Origin of the sequence: Enterobacter cloacae complex sp. IR5450 (assembly GCF_049238665.1) — a bacterium.
Taxonomy (GTDB): Bacteria; Pseudomonadota; Gammaproteobacteria; order Enterobacterales; family Enterobacteriaceae; genus Enterobacter; species Enterobacter hormaechei_C.
The window spans coordinates 74205-90227 of sequence record NZ_JBMKIC010000011.1 but is presented as its reverse complement, the minus strand read 5'-3'; the positions used below and the strand labels follow the sequence as shown (position 1 = coordinate 90227).

Genomic DNA, 16023 nt, shown 5'->3' with positions numbered 1-16023 from the left:
CAACCCGGCAGGCGTAAGTCCAGTCCTTTTTGGCTGTTTTGTTAAATTTTTGTTTGTATTTTGCCTGAGACGACTACGGGATCAATGCGCGCCTGTACGGAAGCCGCAATATCATCAAGTAACGCAAAGCGGCGACGGTATTCGGCGCGTTTTTTGCTGGCAATCTCCTCCAGTGCTTTACGCTCCATCTGGAGCGGCAACTGCCAGCAGAAGGGGGAGAGTTTCTTTCCGTTCAGGCCTTCCCAGAACTCGTCGTAGCTGGCGTGAAAATGACGGCCTTTGCTCAGACGGTAGCGCAGCGCGCGGAAAACATGGCCTTCATCGCTGACGGCAAAAATCGCGCTGATGTTCGAGCGTGAGGCAAGCTGGAAGATCACCTCCATCAGCACGCGTTTCGGGAAAAGGCCATGGCAGGCACGGGTAGCCTGTTTAATCACCTCCCGTGAAACATGACGACGTGGACCCTGAAGGCCGCCGATCACCAGCACCGTACGGCCGTTACTGCGTGCGACACAGAACGTCAGGCTGGCAAGCAGCGTATTGTCATTGTCGTGCAGCCAAAGCGTGCTTTCGCCTTCGCGTTCGGCCTTACCTGCGGACGAGGCGTGGACTGTATAGATTTCGTCGTTTTTTGCCTCGAACCGGACAACCGGCACCTCTTGCGGGCTGGTCAGCGCGTGGGCGAGGGCGATGTTTTTCAGACTATCAATCCACTGATAGTGGCTGACGATAGCATCGGCCCGGTCGTTTGAGTTCAGGCCGCGCATCAGATACTGGCGGTGAGTTTTGCTCGGCAAGGTAATTTGAGAGGTGAGCAGCCTGTCGAAATCATCGCGCCCGGACAGGGCCTCCAGCATGCGATGGGTGGAGGACCAGAATAAAAGCGAGCGCAGAAGGAACTTTAACCGGTAATCACGTTTGTGCCAGATTGGGCCGGGAACGCGTTTTCCTCTCACCAGTTCAGAAATAATATTTGTGCGATGCGGATAAAAAACATCGTTTTGCAGGTGTATGTTTGACACGTGAAAATCCCTCTTTTTATTCCGCTCTATTTTAAAGGCCAGGGAATAAGGGATTAATAGCGCAGCGATCTTTATTTCCGGCTGGTTTATGGTTTGTTTGGATTCGCGAAATCCGACGCCAGTTCATGACATTTTCTGTGGCAGCTATACTTCTTACAGGAGGCGTTATGTATCAGAAAATAGAGGGAGAACACTGGCGTCATGTCTGGGTTGTCAGCGATATTCATGGTTGCTATCAGTGGCTTATGGATGAGCTGAAACGACGACATTTTAATCCTGATACGGATCTGCTGATCTCGGTGGGGGATATTATCGACCGCGGGCCTGACAGCGTAAAATGTTTACAGCTGATGCAGGAAAACTGGTTTTATGCGGTACGCGGTAATCACGAGCAAATGGCGTTAGATGCGCTTAAAAATAATGATTTTAGTCTCTGGTCGATAAATGGTGGTAACTGGTTTACCGGGCTTAAGGACGCTCAACAAAAACAGGTGAAGGGTTTACTCAACGCGTGTCGGGACTTACCGCACATTATTGAAATAACCTGCAAAAACGGTCTCAACGTGATTGCTCATGCGGATTATCCCTCCGCCGAATATGCCTGGCATAAGCCGGTGGATGCCCAGCGCGTGCTGTGGGATCGCGACCGGTTAATGGGCTTTATGGTGGGCAAAGGGCAGGGCATTAGCGGCGCGGATCACTTCTGGTTTGGACATACGCCTGTGGACAAACGCTACGATTTTAACAATCTGCACTACATTGATACGGGGGCAGTATTCGGGGGCTTTCTGACGCTGGCGCAGCTTCAGTAATAAATAACCCGCCTTCGGGCGGGTTCTCTTTGGGTCAGGCAAGACGCAAGACCCAGGCATCGGTTTTACTGTCGTAATGCTCACGGTACAGAACGGAATGTTCCCCATCAAGGATTGCCGGGACGCTGGTATCTGCATCCCAGGCGTCCAGCTGCATGCACAAATCCGGATCGGATTTGCAGGGAATACTTAACGTTCGTTCGCCTTGTGATTCGCCGCGCAATTCAGCGTCGTCGATTTCAAAAGCGCCAATGCGTACGCTGGTTTTCGTCATAATGCTCTCCGGTTTGTTGCCCAAAATCTGGTATGACCAGTGCAGTCACCCATTTTTGATCCTAGACAAGGAGAGCGAAATCGCCAGTAAAAAAATGCGCTTTTTTTCAGGCGCTGCGGTTGTTACCGGTAAACAGGCGGCCATCGCGTACCAGTTCGCGCGGATAGCTGTTTTTCAGCCGCGAGCCGACTTTTTTCGCCAGCCCCAGCGGATAGCCCTGATACGTCACGATGACTTCATCCTGTAACGGGCCGTCTTCCGGGTAAACGTCACGACCGCGATACCACTCTTCCGCTTCCTGATGCGTCAGGGCAAAGGTGTTCTCACTGCCGGCCAGCGCAATGACCGCTTCGTGCTGCCAGCGATAGCCTTTGTTGTGGATCTCCGCCAGGCGAATACCGAGGCGGGAGAAACGCACCTTACCAATCAGCGGTTCGATGTTGACCGGGAACAGCCACAGCTCTTTGTCACGCATCCAGAGGCGCAGGCTCTCATCCCAGTGCAGGCCGACTTTGCTCGCAGCCGCTTGCGCCTGTGCCGCCTCACGGCCTTTGACCGGCGCGAACGGGAAGTTGCCGACCTTAAACTTAGGGGCAGGCAAGGGATCGACGGCGCGGGTTTTACGCAGACGGGCAACAAAGAAGCCTTCGCAATCGTAAATCTGCGGGAAGACATGCAGGAAGCCTTCAGGCGTGGCCGCATGGCTGGCCGAGTCGAAGAGGGTGTCCAGCGGCAGAAACTCGACGGCATCCACATAGCGTTGCTTGAGCCACAGGCAGACGTCCTCGTTTTCATCGCGATTCAGCGTGCAGGTAGAGTAAACCAGCGTCCCGCCTGGGCGCAGGGCATGAAACGCGCTGTCGATCAGTTCGCGCTGCGTGGCGGCGATCTGCAGGTTGCTTTCAACGGACCAGTTTTTTAACGCATCAGGATCTTTACGCACCACGCCTTCGCCGGAGCAGGGCGCGTCGAGCAGGATGGCATCAAAGGCTTCCGGCAGGGCAGCGCCAAACACGCGACCGTCGAAGTGCGTTAACGCGACGTTGTGGATCCCGCAGCGGCTGATATTGGCGTGCAGGACTTTGACGCGGCTGGCGGAAAATTCGTTGGCGAGGATCGCGCCGCGGTTGTTCATCCGGGCGGCAATCTGCGTGGTTTTAGAGCCCGGCGCCGCCGCGACATCCATAACCCGCTCAGGCTGGTTCCCGTCGGCAAACAGCGCAGCAACCGGCAGCATGGAGCTGGCTTCCTGAATATAAAACAGCCCGCTCAGGTGCTCGGCGGTGCTGCCGAGCGGCAGGCTCTCCTCGTCATCCCGTTCGATCCAGAAACCCTCTTCACACCACGGCACTGGCGTTAATTGCCAGCCGTAGGGGGAGACGAGATCCAGAAACGCCCCGACGCTGATTTTCAGCGTATTGACGCGAATACTCCGGCGCAAAGGGCGCTGGCATGCGGCGACGAAATCGTCGAAAGAGAGATGAGCTGGAAGCGCCTCGCGCATCTGTGCGAGGAATTGTTCGGGAAGAAATACGGAGTTTTGAGCCACGGGCACACCACAGGGAAACATTCAGGTGCGCAGTGTAACATAAAGGCTCCGGCGCGTTGACACCGGAGCCTGCGAGATTAACGCGGCAGCGCCGTTCCCCATTCGCGCCACTCTTTCGGTTCACTTTCCAGCAGCAGGAAGTGTTTACCTGCCTGCGCCTTAGGCGCCAGAGGCGTGCCAGGCGGCGTCGCGAAGGCAATGCCGCCGCGAATGAACTGATTAAAGGTCCCCGTTTTGACCACGCCACCGGTCAGGCCGAAGTCCAGCGAGTAGCCTGAAGCGAGCCAGAACACCGAGTTGTTGCGAACCAGATGCTGATAACGCTGGCTGATGCGCAGGCCGACCATCACGCGATCGGACAGATTACCCAGCGTCAGGCTTGTTACTGTCCCCACTTCAATGCCGCGGAACAGGACCGGCGTACCGATGCCCAGCGAACCGGCTTCCGGCACTTCAACCACAATGCTCAGACCGTCCAGATAACGGGAGTCGGTGATGGTTGCCTCCTGCAACTCAAATTCACGACGCGCGTTGCCGCGACCCGGTTCAACGTTTATGTACGGCTGAAGTATGGTGTCGAGATGCTCAACCCCTGCGGCAGAAATTTGCGGCGTAACCACCGAGAAGCGCGAGCCTGCCCGGGCGAACGTCTGCACATATTCCGGATAAAGCACGGCGGTCGCCTGAACTTCGTTGCGCGCGGTGATCAGCGTCAGCTTCTGGACCTGCCCGATATCAATGCCGAGATAGCGGATGGGCATGCCTTCAGCCAGTTTACCGGCATCAAAGGTGTGCAGGGTAATCTGCCCCCCGACCGCGCGCGCCGCGGTTTCGGACGGGAAGAGGATCCGCTTGTCACCTTTACGCATGTTGCCGCCCGCGCCGCTCAGGTTATCGAAGCTGATCGCACCGCGCAGGGCACGGGAGAGGGGAGACGCCTGTACGGTCAGCCCGCTGCCGTTGAGCTGCACTTTCGCGCCGCCTTCAGCCCAGAACACGCTGTTTGGCGTGAGCAGCTTGCGGTACTCCGGCTTGATATGCAGTTCGATATCAAACGCGTCCGCACGAGGACGAACGGTGATCACTTCCCCGACTTCAAACTTACGATAAAGCACGACGGAGCCTGCCTGGACGTCCGGCAGCGTTTCAGCGCTTAAGGTCAGCGTGGTGGTCGGCAGGTCGCCGAGGCTGTTTTCAATGGCTTTGTCCAGATTGGCGAACAGCGGATAACTCTCGCGCAGCGCACCTTTGCTGCCCGGCAGAATGCGGATCCCGCCGTTAACCCACTCGCTGGCGCTGGCGCCGAGGAACTCAACGCCGTCCAGACCCACCTTCACGTCGACCCGGCTGTTAACCACAAATTTACTGTCGCCGTGAACCAGATTGCTGTACTGCGGATCGATAGCGGCGGAGAAGGAGACCCCTTTTTCTGTCAGCTTACGTTCGAGGACCTGGCCCACCTGCACACCGTGCAGGATCAGCGGTTGCCCGGCTTCGATACCGTAGCTTTCCGGCGCATTCAGCGTAACCGTCAATACGCCCGGTTTTTGCAGCAGGGCTTTATCCGCCGGGGCGATAACAAAGTTTTTGTTCGGCGCGCCTTCACCGGGGATCAGCTCAAAGGTGCTTCCCGTCAGCAGGGAACTGATGCTGGCGTCGCTGAGGGAGAGCTTCGGATTACGCAGTTCAATGCGCGTTTTTTCCCGCAGGAGATCCACCACGCTCGGATCCACCGTCATTTCGCCGGTAACGGAGCCGCCCGCATTGAGGGTTAATTTTGTCAGTTGCCCGACCTCTAAACCCTGGTACATCAACGGGGTCGAACCGGCTTTCAGGCCTTTGGCATCCGGCAGGGTCAGCTTGACGATGACACCGCGCTGGCTGTGCGCCAGGTCGGCGTACAGGCCAAAGGTATCTTCTGCGGCGGCAGGGCTGGAGTCAGCAGGTGAGTCGAAGGCGATAGCGCCATTCACCAGCGCCGCCAGGCTCTCAAGCTTCACTTTCGCACCGCTTAAGCTCAGGTCGGCATCGACGCCGGAGACGTTCCAGAAGCGGCTGCCTTTTTTCACCAGGTTGGTAAAACGGCGCTCGATGAGTACATCAATGGTCACGCCATCTTTGTTCGGGTTAATGGCGTAGTCGTAAACGCGACCAACCGGAATTTTGCGGAAATAGACCAGAGAACCACTGTTCAGCGAGCCCAAATCCGGCGCGCGGAGGTGGATCATCAAATCGCCGTTATTCAGCCGATATTTCGGCTGGGTATCCAGCGCAACAAAGTGATCCTGTGGCTCGCCTTTGCCGGGCATCATGCCGATATAGTTACCGCCCACAAGCGCATCCAGCCCAGAAACGCCGGCCAGGGAGGCTTTAGGCGTGACCAGCCAGAACTGCGTTTCGGCGCGCAGGGCATCCTGCATATCAGACTTAATGCTCGCCCGGACCTGAATTTTGTTCAGCCCTTTGCCGAGGGAAATATCCTGCACGGTACCCACTTCCACCCCCTGGAAGCGAACGGGGGTACGTCCGGCGACAATGCCGTCCGCAGACTGGAAATCAATCGTGATGGTACTTCCGCGATCTTCATAGCTCGTCCAGATAAGCCAGCCTGCGATCATCAGCGCGATGACAGGTAGCAACCAGAATGGCGAAATGCGGCGTTTTGTTTTAATTCTCGCTTCAGTCGGCGAAGCGGGCGTTTCCTGACTCATGTGCGTCCCAAAGTAAGCGGCTGTCCAGCCATTCCACTGCAAGAATAGTCAATATCACCGCAGAGCCGAAATAAAAAGCTGCGGGTCCCATGGTAAAAGCAAGTAACTGATCGCGATTGATGAGCGACATCATCAGCGAAATCACGAACAGATCCAACATCGACCAGCGACCAATCCAGGTCACGAATCGCAGAAGCAGGATGCGGGTGCGTAGTCCTTGTTCGCATTTAAAGTGAATGCTGATAAGCAGCGTAAACATCACCACCACTTTGGTAAAGGGCACCAGAATACTGGCGATGAAAACAATGGCGGCGACCCCCACGTTACTGTGCGCCAGAGAGATAATCCCTGAAAGGATAGTATCTTCCTGACGGGCGCCGTTCACATAAATTACGGAGATCGGCAGCATGTTGGCCGGGAACAAAAATACCAGGGAGGCGATAAGCGCCGCCCAGCATTTTTGCAGGCTGTTGTTGCGTCGCAATCTTAACGGAATGTGGCAGCGCGGACATCTCCCGCGTTTATCCGGAAAACCGGTGTAATGGCACCCCAGGCAGACGCGCAGGTTGTCATCAGGCCGGGTCGCGGGACGCTGCGGGTAAAATCGCTCCCAAAGCTGTTCAACATTGAGATGAATCAGGGTCAGAATACTCAGCAGGACCAGTGAAATAAACGCAAAAAGGCCAATGCCAGGTTGTAAAAATGCATAATCCTGCACCTTGATAGACGCCACGCCGACGCCCACCAGATAGATGTCCAGCATCACCCACTCCTTGAGCTTTTCCAGCATGAGCAGGACGGGGCGCAGGTTCATCCCCAGTATGTTGCCAAACCACAGGTAGGCAATTGCCGCGACCAGCACCAACGGCGCGCCGACGACGCAGAACAGCACCATGGCGGCCGTAAGCGGATCGCCCTGGCGCGTCATCTGCCAGATCCCCTGCAACACGTTAGCGTCAATACGCACGCCAAGCAGGTAGAGCTTTAACAGCGGCTCGGTCCAGGCGAAGGGCATCAGCAGTAGCATGGTGACCGCCATTGCCGCCAGACGCGTCAATGACCAGTCCCGGCCATCGCGAATTTTGGCATCGCAGCATGGACAAAAAGCACTTTGGTGCGATTTCATCTTCGGCAACATAAAAAGCGTATCGCACTGGGGACAACGCTGATAATGTGCACGGGGCAGAGCCTGGCTTACCGTACGGACAACGATCTTTCGTGTCGGCGTAATTTGGGGTGTTTTTAGGGCCATCAGTCGCACACAGATTAGTATTGTTGAAAGTTATAATAACTCATGAACGGATTCATCTTGAGCATGAGCGCATTTAATGCTTATTTTAATAGGCTATGCGGTAACTATGTAAGATAACTAAGTGATTGAATAATGAACAAAACAGAATTCTACGCGGATCTGAATCGCGATTTTAAGGCATTAATGGCAGGGGAAACCAGTTTCTTAGCCACTCTGGCAAATACCAGTGCGTTACTGTTCGAACGCCTTTCTGACGTGAACTGGGCGGGCTTTTATCTGCTGGAAGGCGACACGCTGGTACTGGGGCCTTTCCAGGGGAAACTCGCCTGCGTGCGTATCCCGGTAGGTCGCGGCGTGTGCGGTACCGCAGTGGCGACCCGTCAGGTTCAGCGTGTCGAAGATGTTCATGCGTTTGACGGCCACATCGCCTGCGATGCCAGCAGCAATTCTGAAATCGTACTGCCGCTGGTGGTTAAAAATCAGATTATTGGCGTTCTGGATATCGACAGCACGGTCTTCAGTCGCTTTACTGCCGAGGATGAGCAGGGGCTGCGCGCGCTGGCCGCAAACCTGGAAAATGTTCTGGCAGACACCGATTATCATAAATTCTTTGCGAGCGTCGCAGGATAATCAACGGATAACGTAGCATTTACTGATAGCGTCATTATAATGTCGCCTGTTCATGCCTGCGCTTGTTGGCAACGTCCGTTGTAATCAGGAAATTTCATGGAAAATCAACCTAAGTTGAATAGCAGTAAAGAAGTTATCGCATTTCTGGCCGAGCGTTTCCCGCAGTGCTTCAGCGCTGAAGGTGAAGCGCGTCCTCTGAAAGTCGGTATCTTTCAGGATTTGGTCGCGCGCGTTGAGGGGGAGATGAACCTCAGCAAAACGCAGCTTCGTTCTGCCTTGCGCCTTTATACCTCGAGCTGGCGTTACCTGTACGGTATCAAGCCGGGTGCGACCCGTGTCGACCTTGACGGCAACCCGTGCGGTGAGCTGGACGAGCAGCACGTAGAACATGCGCGTAAGCAGCTTGAAGAAGCCAAAGCTCGCGTGCAGGCACAGCGTGCGGAACAGCAGGCGAAAAAACGCGAAGCCGCAGCGGCAAACGGTCAGGAAGACGCCCCTCGTCGCGAGCGTAAACCGCGCCCGGCACCGCGTCGTACTGAAAATAACGATCGCAAACCGCGTGCTGACAAACCAGCAGCTAAAGCCCCACGTGCGCCGCGCGAAGAGCCGCGCCACACCCCGGTTTCTGACATCAATGCGCTGAGCGTAGGTCAGTCTCTGAAGGTGAAAGCGGGTAACAACGCGATGGACGCCACCGTACTGGAAATCACCAAAGATGGCGTTCGTGTACAGCTGACTTCTGGTATGTCAATGATTGTACGCGCAGAACACTTGTTGTTCTGAAACGGAGGCCGAGCCTGGCATGAACACTTTTTTTAAGCTCACCGCGCTGGCTGGCCTGTTTGCTATAACAGGCCACGCTTTCGCTGTGGACGATATTACGCGTGTTGATCAAATTCCGGTTCTCAAGGAAGAGACTCAGCACGCGACGGTGAGTGAGCGCGTGACGTCGCGCTTTACTCGTTCGCACTATCGTCAGTTCGATCTCGATCAGGCCTTTTCGGCCAAAATCTTTGACCGTTATCTGAACTTGCTGGATTACAGCCATAACGTACTGCTGGCCAGCGATGTCGAACAGTTCGCTAAACGCAAATCCGAAGTGGGTGATGAGCTGCGCTCCGGAAAACTCGATCTGTTCTACGATCTGTACAACTTATCGCAAAAGCGCCGTTTTGAGCGTTATCAATACGCGCTGAAAGTGCTGGAACGTCCTATGGACTTCACCGGCAACGACACCTTTAATCTGGACCGCAGCAAAGCGCCATGGCCGAAAGACGAGGCTGAACTGAATGCGCTGTGGGATGGAAAAGTCAAATATGACGAACTGAGCCTCAAGCTCACAGGCAAAGACGAGAAAGAGATCCGTGAGACGTTAAACCGTCGCTACAAGTTCGCTATTCGCCGACTGGCGCAGACCAACAGTGAAGATGTTTTCTCGCTGGCGATGACCGCGTTTGCGCACGAAATTGATCCGCACACTAATTATCTCTCTCCACGTAACACCGAACAGTTCAATACCGAAATGAGCCTGTCTCTGGAAGGTATCGGTGCTGTGCTTCAGATGGACGATGACTACACCGTAATCAACTCCATGGTGGCCGGTGGCCCTGCATCGAAAAGCAAAGCGATCAGCGTAGGCGACCGTATTGTCGGTGTGGGCCAAACCGGAAAGAGCATGGTGGACGTGATTGGCTGGCGTCTTGATGACGTAGTTGCGCTGATCAAAGGGCCGAAGGGCAGCAAAGTTCGCCTTGAGATCCTGCCAGCCGGTAAGGGGACCAAAACCCGTATCGTTACTCTGACCCGTGAGCGTATCCGTCTGGAAGATCGCGCGGTGAAAATGTCGGTGAAAACCGTGGGTAAAGAGAAGGTTGGCGTTCTGGATATCCCAGGTTTCTACGTCGGCCTGACCGATGATGTGAAAGTGCAGCTTCAGAAGCTTGAAAAGCAGAATGTCAGCAGCGTGATCATTGACCTGCGCAGCAACGGCGGCGGGGCATTGACCGAGGCCGTCTCGCTTTCCGGGCTGTTTATCCCGTCTGGCCCGGTGGTACAGGTGCGCGATAACAACGGTAAAGTGCGTGAAGATGCGGATACCGATGGTGTGGTCTACTATAAGGGGCCGCTGGTGGTGCTTGTCGATCGCTTCAGCGCCTCTGCATCGGAAATCTTCGCTGCTGCCATGCAGGATTACGGCCGGGCGTTAATCGTCGGCGAACCGACGTTTGGCAAGGGCACCGTTCAGCAGTACCGCTCTCTGAACCGTATTTACGACCAGATGCTGCGCCCTGAATGGCCGGCGCTGGGCTCAGTACAGTACACCATTCAGAAGTTCTACCGCGTCAACGGCGGCAGCACGCAGCGCAAAGGCGTGACGCCGGATATTATGATGCCGACAGGTACCGAAGAGACGGAAACGGGCGAGAAGTTTGAAGATAACGCGCTGCCGTGGGATAGCATTGATGCCGCGACATTCGTGAAATCGGGTGATATGAAACAGTTCGGACCGGAACTGCTGAAAAATCACAACGATCGCATCGGGAAGGATCCGGAATTCCAGTACATCATGAAGGACATCGCGCGTTTCAACGCCCTGAAAGCAAAACGGAACATTGTGTCTCTGAACTACGCTCAGCGTGAGAAAGAGAACAATGAAGATGACGCGACACGTCTGGCGCGTATCAACGATCGCTTCAAACGTAAAGGCAAGCCTCTGCTCAAAAAACTGGACGATCTGCCTAAGGATTACCAGGAGCCCGATCCGTATCTGGACGAGACGGTGCATATCGCGCTTGATCTCGCGAAGCTGGAAAAAGAGAAACCTGCTGTGCAACCTGCTCCGACAAAATAATCCCCCAACAGGCACAAGAAATTGTGCCTGTTTCTTTTTGTTACTCATCCTTCCGTCAGGCAGATTTCCAATTGTGTAAAGTTGTGTCTTTCTGGTGACTTACGCCGTCTGGATGCTTGAAAATAGCCGTAATACCCATACGATGTGGGTAATCGCATAGTGCGTTTTGTTAAACTGAGGTTAAAAGAATATTATGATGCGAATCGCGCTCTTCCTGCTCACCAACCTGGCGGTGATGGTGGTATTCGGGCTGGTGCTAAGCCTGACGGGAATTCAGTCGAGCAGCGTTCAGGGTCTGTTGATTATGGCGCTGCTGTTTGGTTTCGGTGGCTCTTTCATTTCACTGCTAATGTCGAAGTGGATGGCACTGAAATCCGTGGGCGGTGAAGTTATTGAGCAACCGCGTAACGATATGGAGCAGTGGCTGATGAGCACGGTTGCTCAGCAGTCAAAGCAGGCAGGCATTGCCATGCCACAGGTAGCCATCTACCACGCGCCGGATATCAACGCGTTTGCTACCGGTGCGCGTCGTGACGCGTCCCTGGTGGCCGTCAGCACCGGTCTGCTGCAAAACATGAGCCGTGACGAAGCGGAAGCGGTTATTGCTCACGAGATCAGCCACATCGCTAATGGCGATATGGTCACCATGACCCTGATCCAGGGCGTGGTGAACACCTTCGTTATCTTTATTTCCCGTATTCTGGCGCAGATTGCTGCCGGGTTTATGGGTGGCAACCGTGATGAGGGTGAAGAGAGCAACGGCAACCCGCTGATCTATTTTGCTGTTTCAATGGTGCTGGAGCTGGTGTTCGGTATCCTGGCAAGCATTATTACCATGTGGTTCTCCCGTCATCGTGAGTTCCATGCGGATGCCGGTTCCGCGAAACTGGTGGGTCGTGAAAAGATGATTGCTGCGCTGCAACGTCTTAAAACCAGCTACGAGCCGCAGGAAGCAAACAGCATGATGGCCTTCTGCATCAACGGCAAGTCAAAGTCGCTGAGCGAGCTGTTTATGTCTCACCCGCCGCTGGATAAACGTATTGAAGCGCTGCGTAGCGGCGAATATCTGAAGTAACGTAATCGGGTTGAAAACAACCGGGCAGGAGTCCTTCTCCGCCCGGTTTTTTTATGCCTGCGCCTTTGGCTGGGTGACACGAAGACCGCTAATGACAGCCGCGAGGGTCGCCAGTGTCCCTGCGGTAATCAGCGCAACGTGTGTCGCATTCTGCCCGGCCAGGTTAAACATCAAGGCTACCAGTGCGGCCCCGGTGCTTTGCCCTAACAGTCTTGCCGTGCCCAGCATCCCGCTGGCGCCACCGCTGCGATGACGTGGGGCAGAGGTGATAATCGTGTGGTTATTAGGGGACTGGAACAGACCAAAACCGGCCCCGCACAGGATCATGCGCCAGATAATATCCAGATCCCCTGGCGAGGCGGGCAGGAGCGCCAGTGCAAACAGTCCCACCGCCATGACAACCAGCCCAATCGCCCCCAGAAGCCCGGCATGAACGCGCTCAATAAGGTAACCGGCCAGCGGGGCCATCACCATGGTTGCCAGAGGCCAGGGCGTGAGCAGCAAGCCTGTTTCCACTTCCGAACGGCCAATCACGCTCTGCAAAAAGAACGGCAGCGCAACCAGCGCCAGCATCTGGGCGCAGAACGAGCAAATGGAGGTACAAATGGATAGCGAAAACAGCGGAATACGCAGCAAATCCACCGGCAGTAACGGCACGGGCAGCGCCAGCTGACGTCGTACGAAGAAAAATCCGATGATAAGCATGGCAACGATTTCTGCGGCAATGAGCGACAGAGACTGCCCCTGCGCAAATCCGCTCAGCGCGGTAATCAGCAGGCCAAAGGTCAGCGCGTTCATCACGGCGCTGGGTAGGTCAAAACGCGGCATGGTGTTTTTCGGACCATTTTCCGGAAGATAGCGCAGGGCGAAGAAGATCGCCACAATACCCAGCGGCACATTAATGGCAAACAGCCACTGCCACGAGGCAACGGACAGAATGGCGGCGGCAATCGTCGGCCCGGCAGCGGACGACACGGCCACAATAAAGGAATTAATGCCCATGCCGCGCCCCAGGTGGCGGTGAGGATAGATAAGCCGTATGAGGGCCGTGTTCACGCTCATTAGCGCTGCGCCGCCAAAGCCCTGCGCGATACGCGCCAGGGTGAGGGTGTGCAGTGAATCGGAAAGGGCACAGAAGAGCGAGGTGAGGGTAAAGACCACCAGCCCGCACTGGTAAACCCGGCGATAGCCAAACATATCGCCCAGGAAAGAGAGTGACAGGAGGGAAATCACAATTGCTATCTGGTACGCGTTCACAATCCAGATAGAGCTTGCGGGAGAAGCATTAAGGTCTTTTGCAATGGTAGGAAGAGCAACGTTGGCAATCGCACCGTCAAGGACAGCCATCGAAATACCGATGACAATAGTGGCAATTGCCCCGTACCGCTGCGGTAAGGGCAGGCCATCAGAAATGTTTTTTTGCATGGGAAAAGAATGACTCAGCGTGAAATTATTTTCAGAGTAACTATTTTAGCATCGTTATTTCGGTTTTATGTCGCAGATTTGTAACGAAGTAAACCCAGATAGATTGCAGCACGCATCACACGAATTTATAATAAAAACCGGTTCTGATTTTTATAAAACACTCTCCATGAGGTGATAAATGGCAATCGCAGATTTGGATAAGCAGCCAGATTCTGTTTCTTCCGTGCTGAAGGTGTTTGGCATCTTGCAGGCGCTCGGAGAAGAGCGTGAAATTGGTATTACAGAGTTGTCGCAGCGTGTGATGATGTCGAAAAGCACTGTTTATCGCTTTTTGCAGACGATGAAATCATTGGGTTATGTCGCGCAGGAAGGAGAATCAGAAAAATATTCTCTGACGCTGAAACTGTTTGAACTGGGCGCCCGCGCCTTGCAGAACGTGGATCTGATCCGCAGCGCTGACATTCAGATGCGTGAACTTTCACGACTGACGAAAGAGACAATTCACCTCGGTGCGCTGGATGAAGACAGCATTGTTTACATCCACAAAATTGACTCCATGTACAACCTGCGCATGTATTCACGCATCGGTCGTCGTAACCCGCTCTACAGCACCGCAATTGGTAAAGTACTGCTGGCCTGGCGCGATCGCGAAGAGGTGAAGCAGATCCTTGACGGGGTGGAGTACAAACGCAGCACCGACCGCACCATTACCAGTACGGATGAACTGCTGAGCGTGCTGGATAACGTGCGTGAGCAGGGTTACGGGGAAGATAACGAAGAGCAGGAAGAGGGGCTGCGTTGCATCGGTGTGCCGGTATTTGACCGCTTCGGCGTTGTCATTGCGGGCCTGAGCATTTCGTTCCCAACGCTGCGTTTCTCTGAAGAGCGTCTTCATGAATATGTGGCGATCCTGCATACCGCAGCGCGCAAAATTTCAGAGCAGATGGGCTATAATGATTATCCGTTCTGATCGACGCTTTCAATAAAAACGCCGCAACAGTGCGGCGTTCTTGTAAGCGAAATTCAACGCTGATTAACCGTTATCAATCACATCAGATGATTTACGCAGCACAGGACAGTTGGTTAACCCGATGATCCCGCTGTCGGAATGGATGTACTGCGCCGTGCTTACCCCCCGGGCGGTAAGATATTTACACTGGATACCCAGACCCGCGGCATTTTCTTTGCTTCCCATTAATACGCCGTACCCACTTAATAACAGGCCGATCCACACAATGGCCAGTACAATTACTGTACGAATAAGTAAACGCATCGTTGCCTCTTTTTTCTTTGTTGTCATGGAGTAAGCGTAACGGGTTTACGCAGTGAAACAAGTGCACGATTCCGAAAAGCGTCTGTTGAAGGTACAGTTAGCCCCTGTTTAAGATAACCGTGATAACCTGGCTGCATCAGGTCATAAGACGGAGTGTGGAGTGAAAAAAATACGCTGGGTAATTCTGATTATAGTGTTGATAGCTTGTGTGGTGCTGTGGACGCAGACTATCAATGTGATGTGCGATCAGGATGTACAATTCTTTAGCGGCATTTGTTCAATCAATAAGTTTATCCCCTGGTAGAGGCCATTTTTACGCTGAGTGATGTCCTTACGTGGCGGCAGTGGTAAAATGACTGTTTTTACTGAGGTGGTGAAATGGGTGAGTTACTGAATTCGGGGCTGCTGAGCATTGCATCCCTGGTAATGTCTTTGGTGGTGCTGGTCGTTGGGCTGGTACTGTGGTTCTTCGTTAACCGCGCCAGCTCCCGCACAAACGAGCAGATTGAACTGCTGGAAGCATTGCTCGATCAGCAGAAACGGCAGAATGCGTTGCTGCGTCGTCTGTGCGAAGCCAACGAGCCGGAGGAGAAAGCGGTACCTAAGGACGCTGTTGCTCAACAACAGGACGAGGAAGACTTCATTCGCCTGGTAGCCGAACGATAGTTTGCCCGGAAAGGGAGGTGGCCTGACGTACGGCGTAAATCCCCTCCCTTATCAAATGTGATCCACAACATCCCAACATATAATTAAGCAGCAGTTAACTATTGTTTCAGCATACTGAAAACTGGTGAATATTTATCCTTATTCGATAATTACCGTTTCGTTGAATAAATTGTGTGTTTTATCTTTCCCGAAGTGTTTTATTTTTATCGAAACGTTTTGCTTGCCTTGTTTTGAGGCAGAGTCATAAAAATTTCATTATTTTGGTGCAGAATAACGCTAATTAAATGGTGGGTTTTAATACAATTAGCAAAATGTAATTAACATCGTATATTCCCTGACACATGTCGGTGCGTTGCAATGTTTTCAGCATAACTTTTCACAAAATGTTCTAACTCAGTCATTCTTTTAAAGAAAATCAGGGATTGGGATGGACGCTTTGAAATGATTGAGCTATGTTTAAAAAGTCTTTGATTACAGGGCGCG

15 protein-coding genes are annotated in these 16023 nt (G+C 53.8%); 8 read left to right on the top strand and 7 right to left on the bottom strand.

Features of this window, described 5'->3' with window-relative positions:
- Window positions 1-41: 41 nt before the first annotated feature.
- Window positions 42-1022, bottom strand: coding sequence for a VirK/YbjX family protein (locus tag ACOTYB_RS11200; RefSeq protein WP_409248896.1), 981 nt, complete (start codon window positions 1020-1022; stop codon window positions 42-44).
- A gap of 167 nt (window positions 1023-1189) precedes the next feature.
- Here ACOTYB_RS11200 and pphA point away from each other — a divergent pair, with 167 nt between their 5' ends.
- Window positions 1190-1834 (top strand): protein-serine/threonine phosphatase, encoded by a 645-nt coding sequence (gene pphA / locus ACOTYB_RS11195; RefSeq protein ID WP_220153148.1) that lies wholly within the window; start codon window positions 1190-1192, stop codon window positions 1832-1834.
- Window positions 1835-1868: 34 nt separating this feature from the next.
- Here the strand turns inward: pphA and ACOTYB_RS11190 are convergent, their stop codons facing one another.
- The 4 genes from ACOTYB_RS11190 to yebS form a co-directional block, all read right to left on the bottom strand.
- A complete protein-coding gene (locus ACOTYB_RS11190; protein ID WP_003859885.1) occupies window positions 1869-2108 on the bottom strand; it encodes a YebV family protein in 240 nt (79 codons plus the stop codon).
- A gap of 106 nt (window positions 2109-2214) precedes the next feature.
- Window positions 2215-3678, bottom strand: a complete 1464-nt coding sequence (rsmF, locus tag ACOTYB_RS11185; RefSeq protein WP_032609505.1) for a 16S rRNA (cytosine(1407)-C(5))-methyltransferase RsmF — start codon at window positions 3676-3678, stop codon at window positions 2215-2217.
- 56 nt (window positions 3679-3734) lie between these two features.
- Window positions 3735-6368, bottom strand: coding sequence for a PqiB family protein (locus ACOTYB_RS11180; protein ID WP_003859888.1), 2634 nt, complete (start codon window positions 6366-6368; stop codon window positions 3735-3737).
- Window positions 6337-7620 carry a membrane integrity lipid transport subunit YebS gene (gene yebS, locus ACOTYB_RS11175; protein WP_003859890.1) on the bottom strand — a complete coding sequence of 428 codons (1284 nt, stop codon included), beginning with the start codon at window positions 7618-7620 and terminating at the stop codon, window positions 6337-6339. The genes ACOTYB_RS11180 and yebS overlap by 32 nt, the downstream gene beginning before the upstream one ends.
- A gap of 132 nt (window positions 7621-7752) precedes the next feature.
- Here yebS and ACOTYB_RS11170 point away from each other — a divergent pair, with 132 nt between their 5' ends.
- The 4 genes from ACOTYB_RS11170 (at window position 7753) to htpX (ending at window position 12176) form a co-directional block, all read left to right on the top strand.
- The gene (locus ACOTYB_RS11170) at window positions 7753-8250 is read left to right on the top strand and encodes a GAF domain-containing protein (protein ID WP_032609503.1); all 498 of its coding nucleotides are present in this window, start codon (window positions 7753-7755) and stop codon (window positions 8248-8250) included.
- Between the two features lie 96 nt (window positions 8251-8346).
- Complete coding sequence (proQ, locus tag ACOTYB_RS11165) at window positions 8347-9033, top strand: RNA chaperone ProQ (RefSeq protein ID WP_003859895.1); 687 nt, start codon at window positions 8347-8349, stop codon at window positions 9031-9033.
- 19 nt (window positions 9034-9052) lie between these two features.
- Window positions 9053-11101, top strand: coding sequence for a carboxy terminal-processing peptidase (gene prc / locus ACOTYB_RS11160; protein WP_220153145.1), 2049 nt, complete (start codon window positions 9053-9055; stop codon window positions 11099-11101).
- 193 nt (window positions 11102-11294) lie between these two features.
- Window positions 11295-12176, top strand: coding sequence for a protease HtpX (gene htpX / locus ACOTYB_RS11155; protein ID WP_003859899.1), 882 nt, complete (start codon window positions 11295-11297; stop codon window positions 12174-12176).
- Window positions 12177-12227: 51 nt separating this feature from the next.
- On the opposite strand, the gene ACOTYB_RS11150 is transcribed toward htpX, so the two are convergent.
- Window positions 12228-13601 (bottom strand): MFS transporter, encoded by a 1374-nt coding sequence (locus ACOTYB_RS11150; protein ID WP_409248895.1) that lies wholly within the window; start codon window positions 13599-13601, stop codon window positions 12228-12230.
- Between the two features lie 178 nt (window positions 13602-13779).
- Here ACOTYB_RS11150 and kdgR point away from each other — a divergent pair, with 178 nt between their 5' ends.
- On the top strand, window positions 13780-14571 hold the full coding sequence (gene kdgR / locus ACOTYB_RS11145) for a DNA-binding transcriptional regulator KdgR (RefSeq protein ID WP_003859903.1): 792 nt from the start codon (window positions 13780-13782) through the stop codon (window positions 14569-14571).
- Between the two features lie 63 nt (window positions 14572-14634).
- Here kdgR and ACOTYB_RS11140 read toward each other — a convergent pair whose 3' ends face one another.
- A complete protein-coding gene (locus ACOTYB_RS11140) occupies window positions 14635-14874 on the bottom strand; it encodes a YobH family protein (protein ID WP_003859905.1) in 240 nt (79 codons plus the stop codon).
- Window positions 14875-15034: 160 nt separating this feature from the next.
- Between ACOTYB_RS11140 and mgrB the strand changes: the two genes are divergently transcribed.
- Together mgrB and ACOTYB_RS11130 are read left to right on the top strand one after the other, a co-directional pair.
- Entirely contained in the window at window positions 15035-15178 is a 144-nt protein-coding gene (gene mgrB / locus ACOTYB_RS11135) for a PhoP/PhoQ regulator MgrB (RefSeq protein ID WP_003859906.1), read from the top strand.
- Window positions 15179-15252: 74 nt separating this feature from the next.
- On the top strand, window positions 15253-15540 hold the full coding sequence (locus ACOTYB_RS11130) for a YebO family protein (RefSeq protein ID WP_003859907.1): 288 nt from the start codon (window positions 15253-15255) through the stop codon (window positions 15538-15540).
- Window positions 15541-16023: the final 483 nt, after the last annotated feature.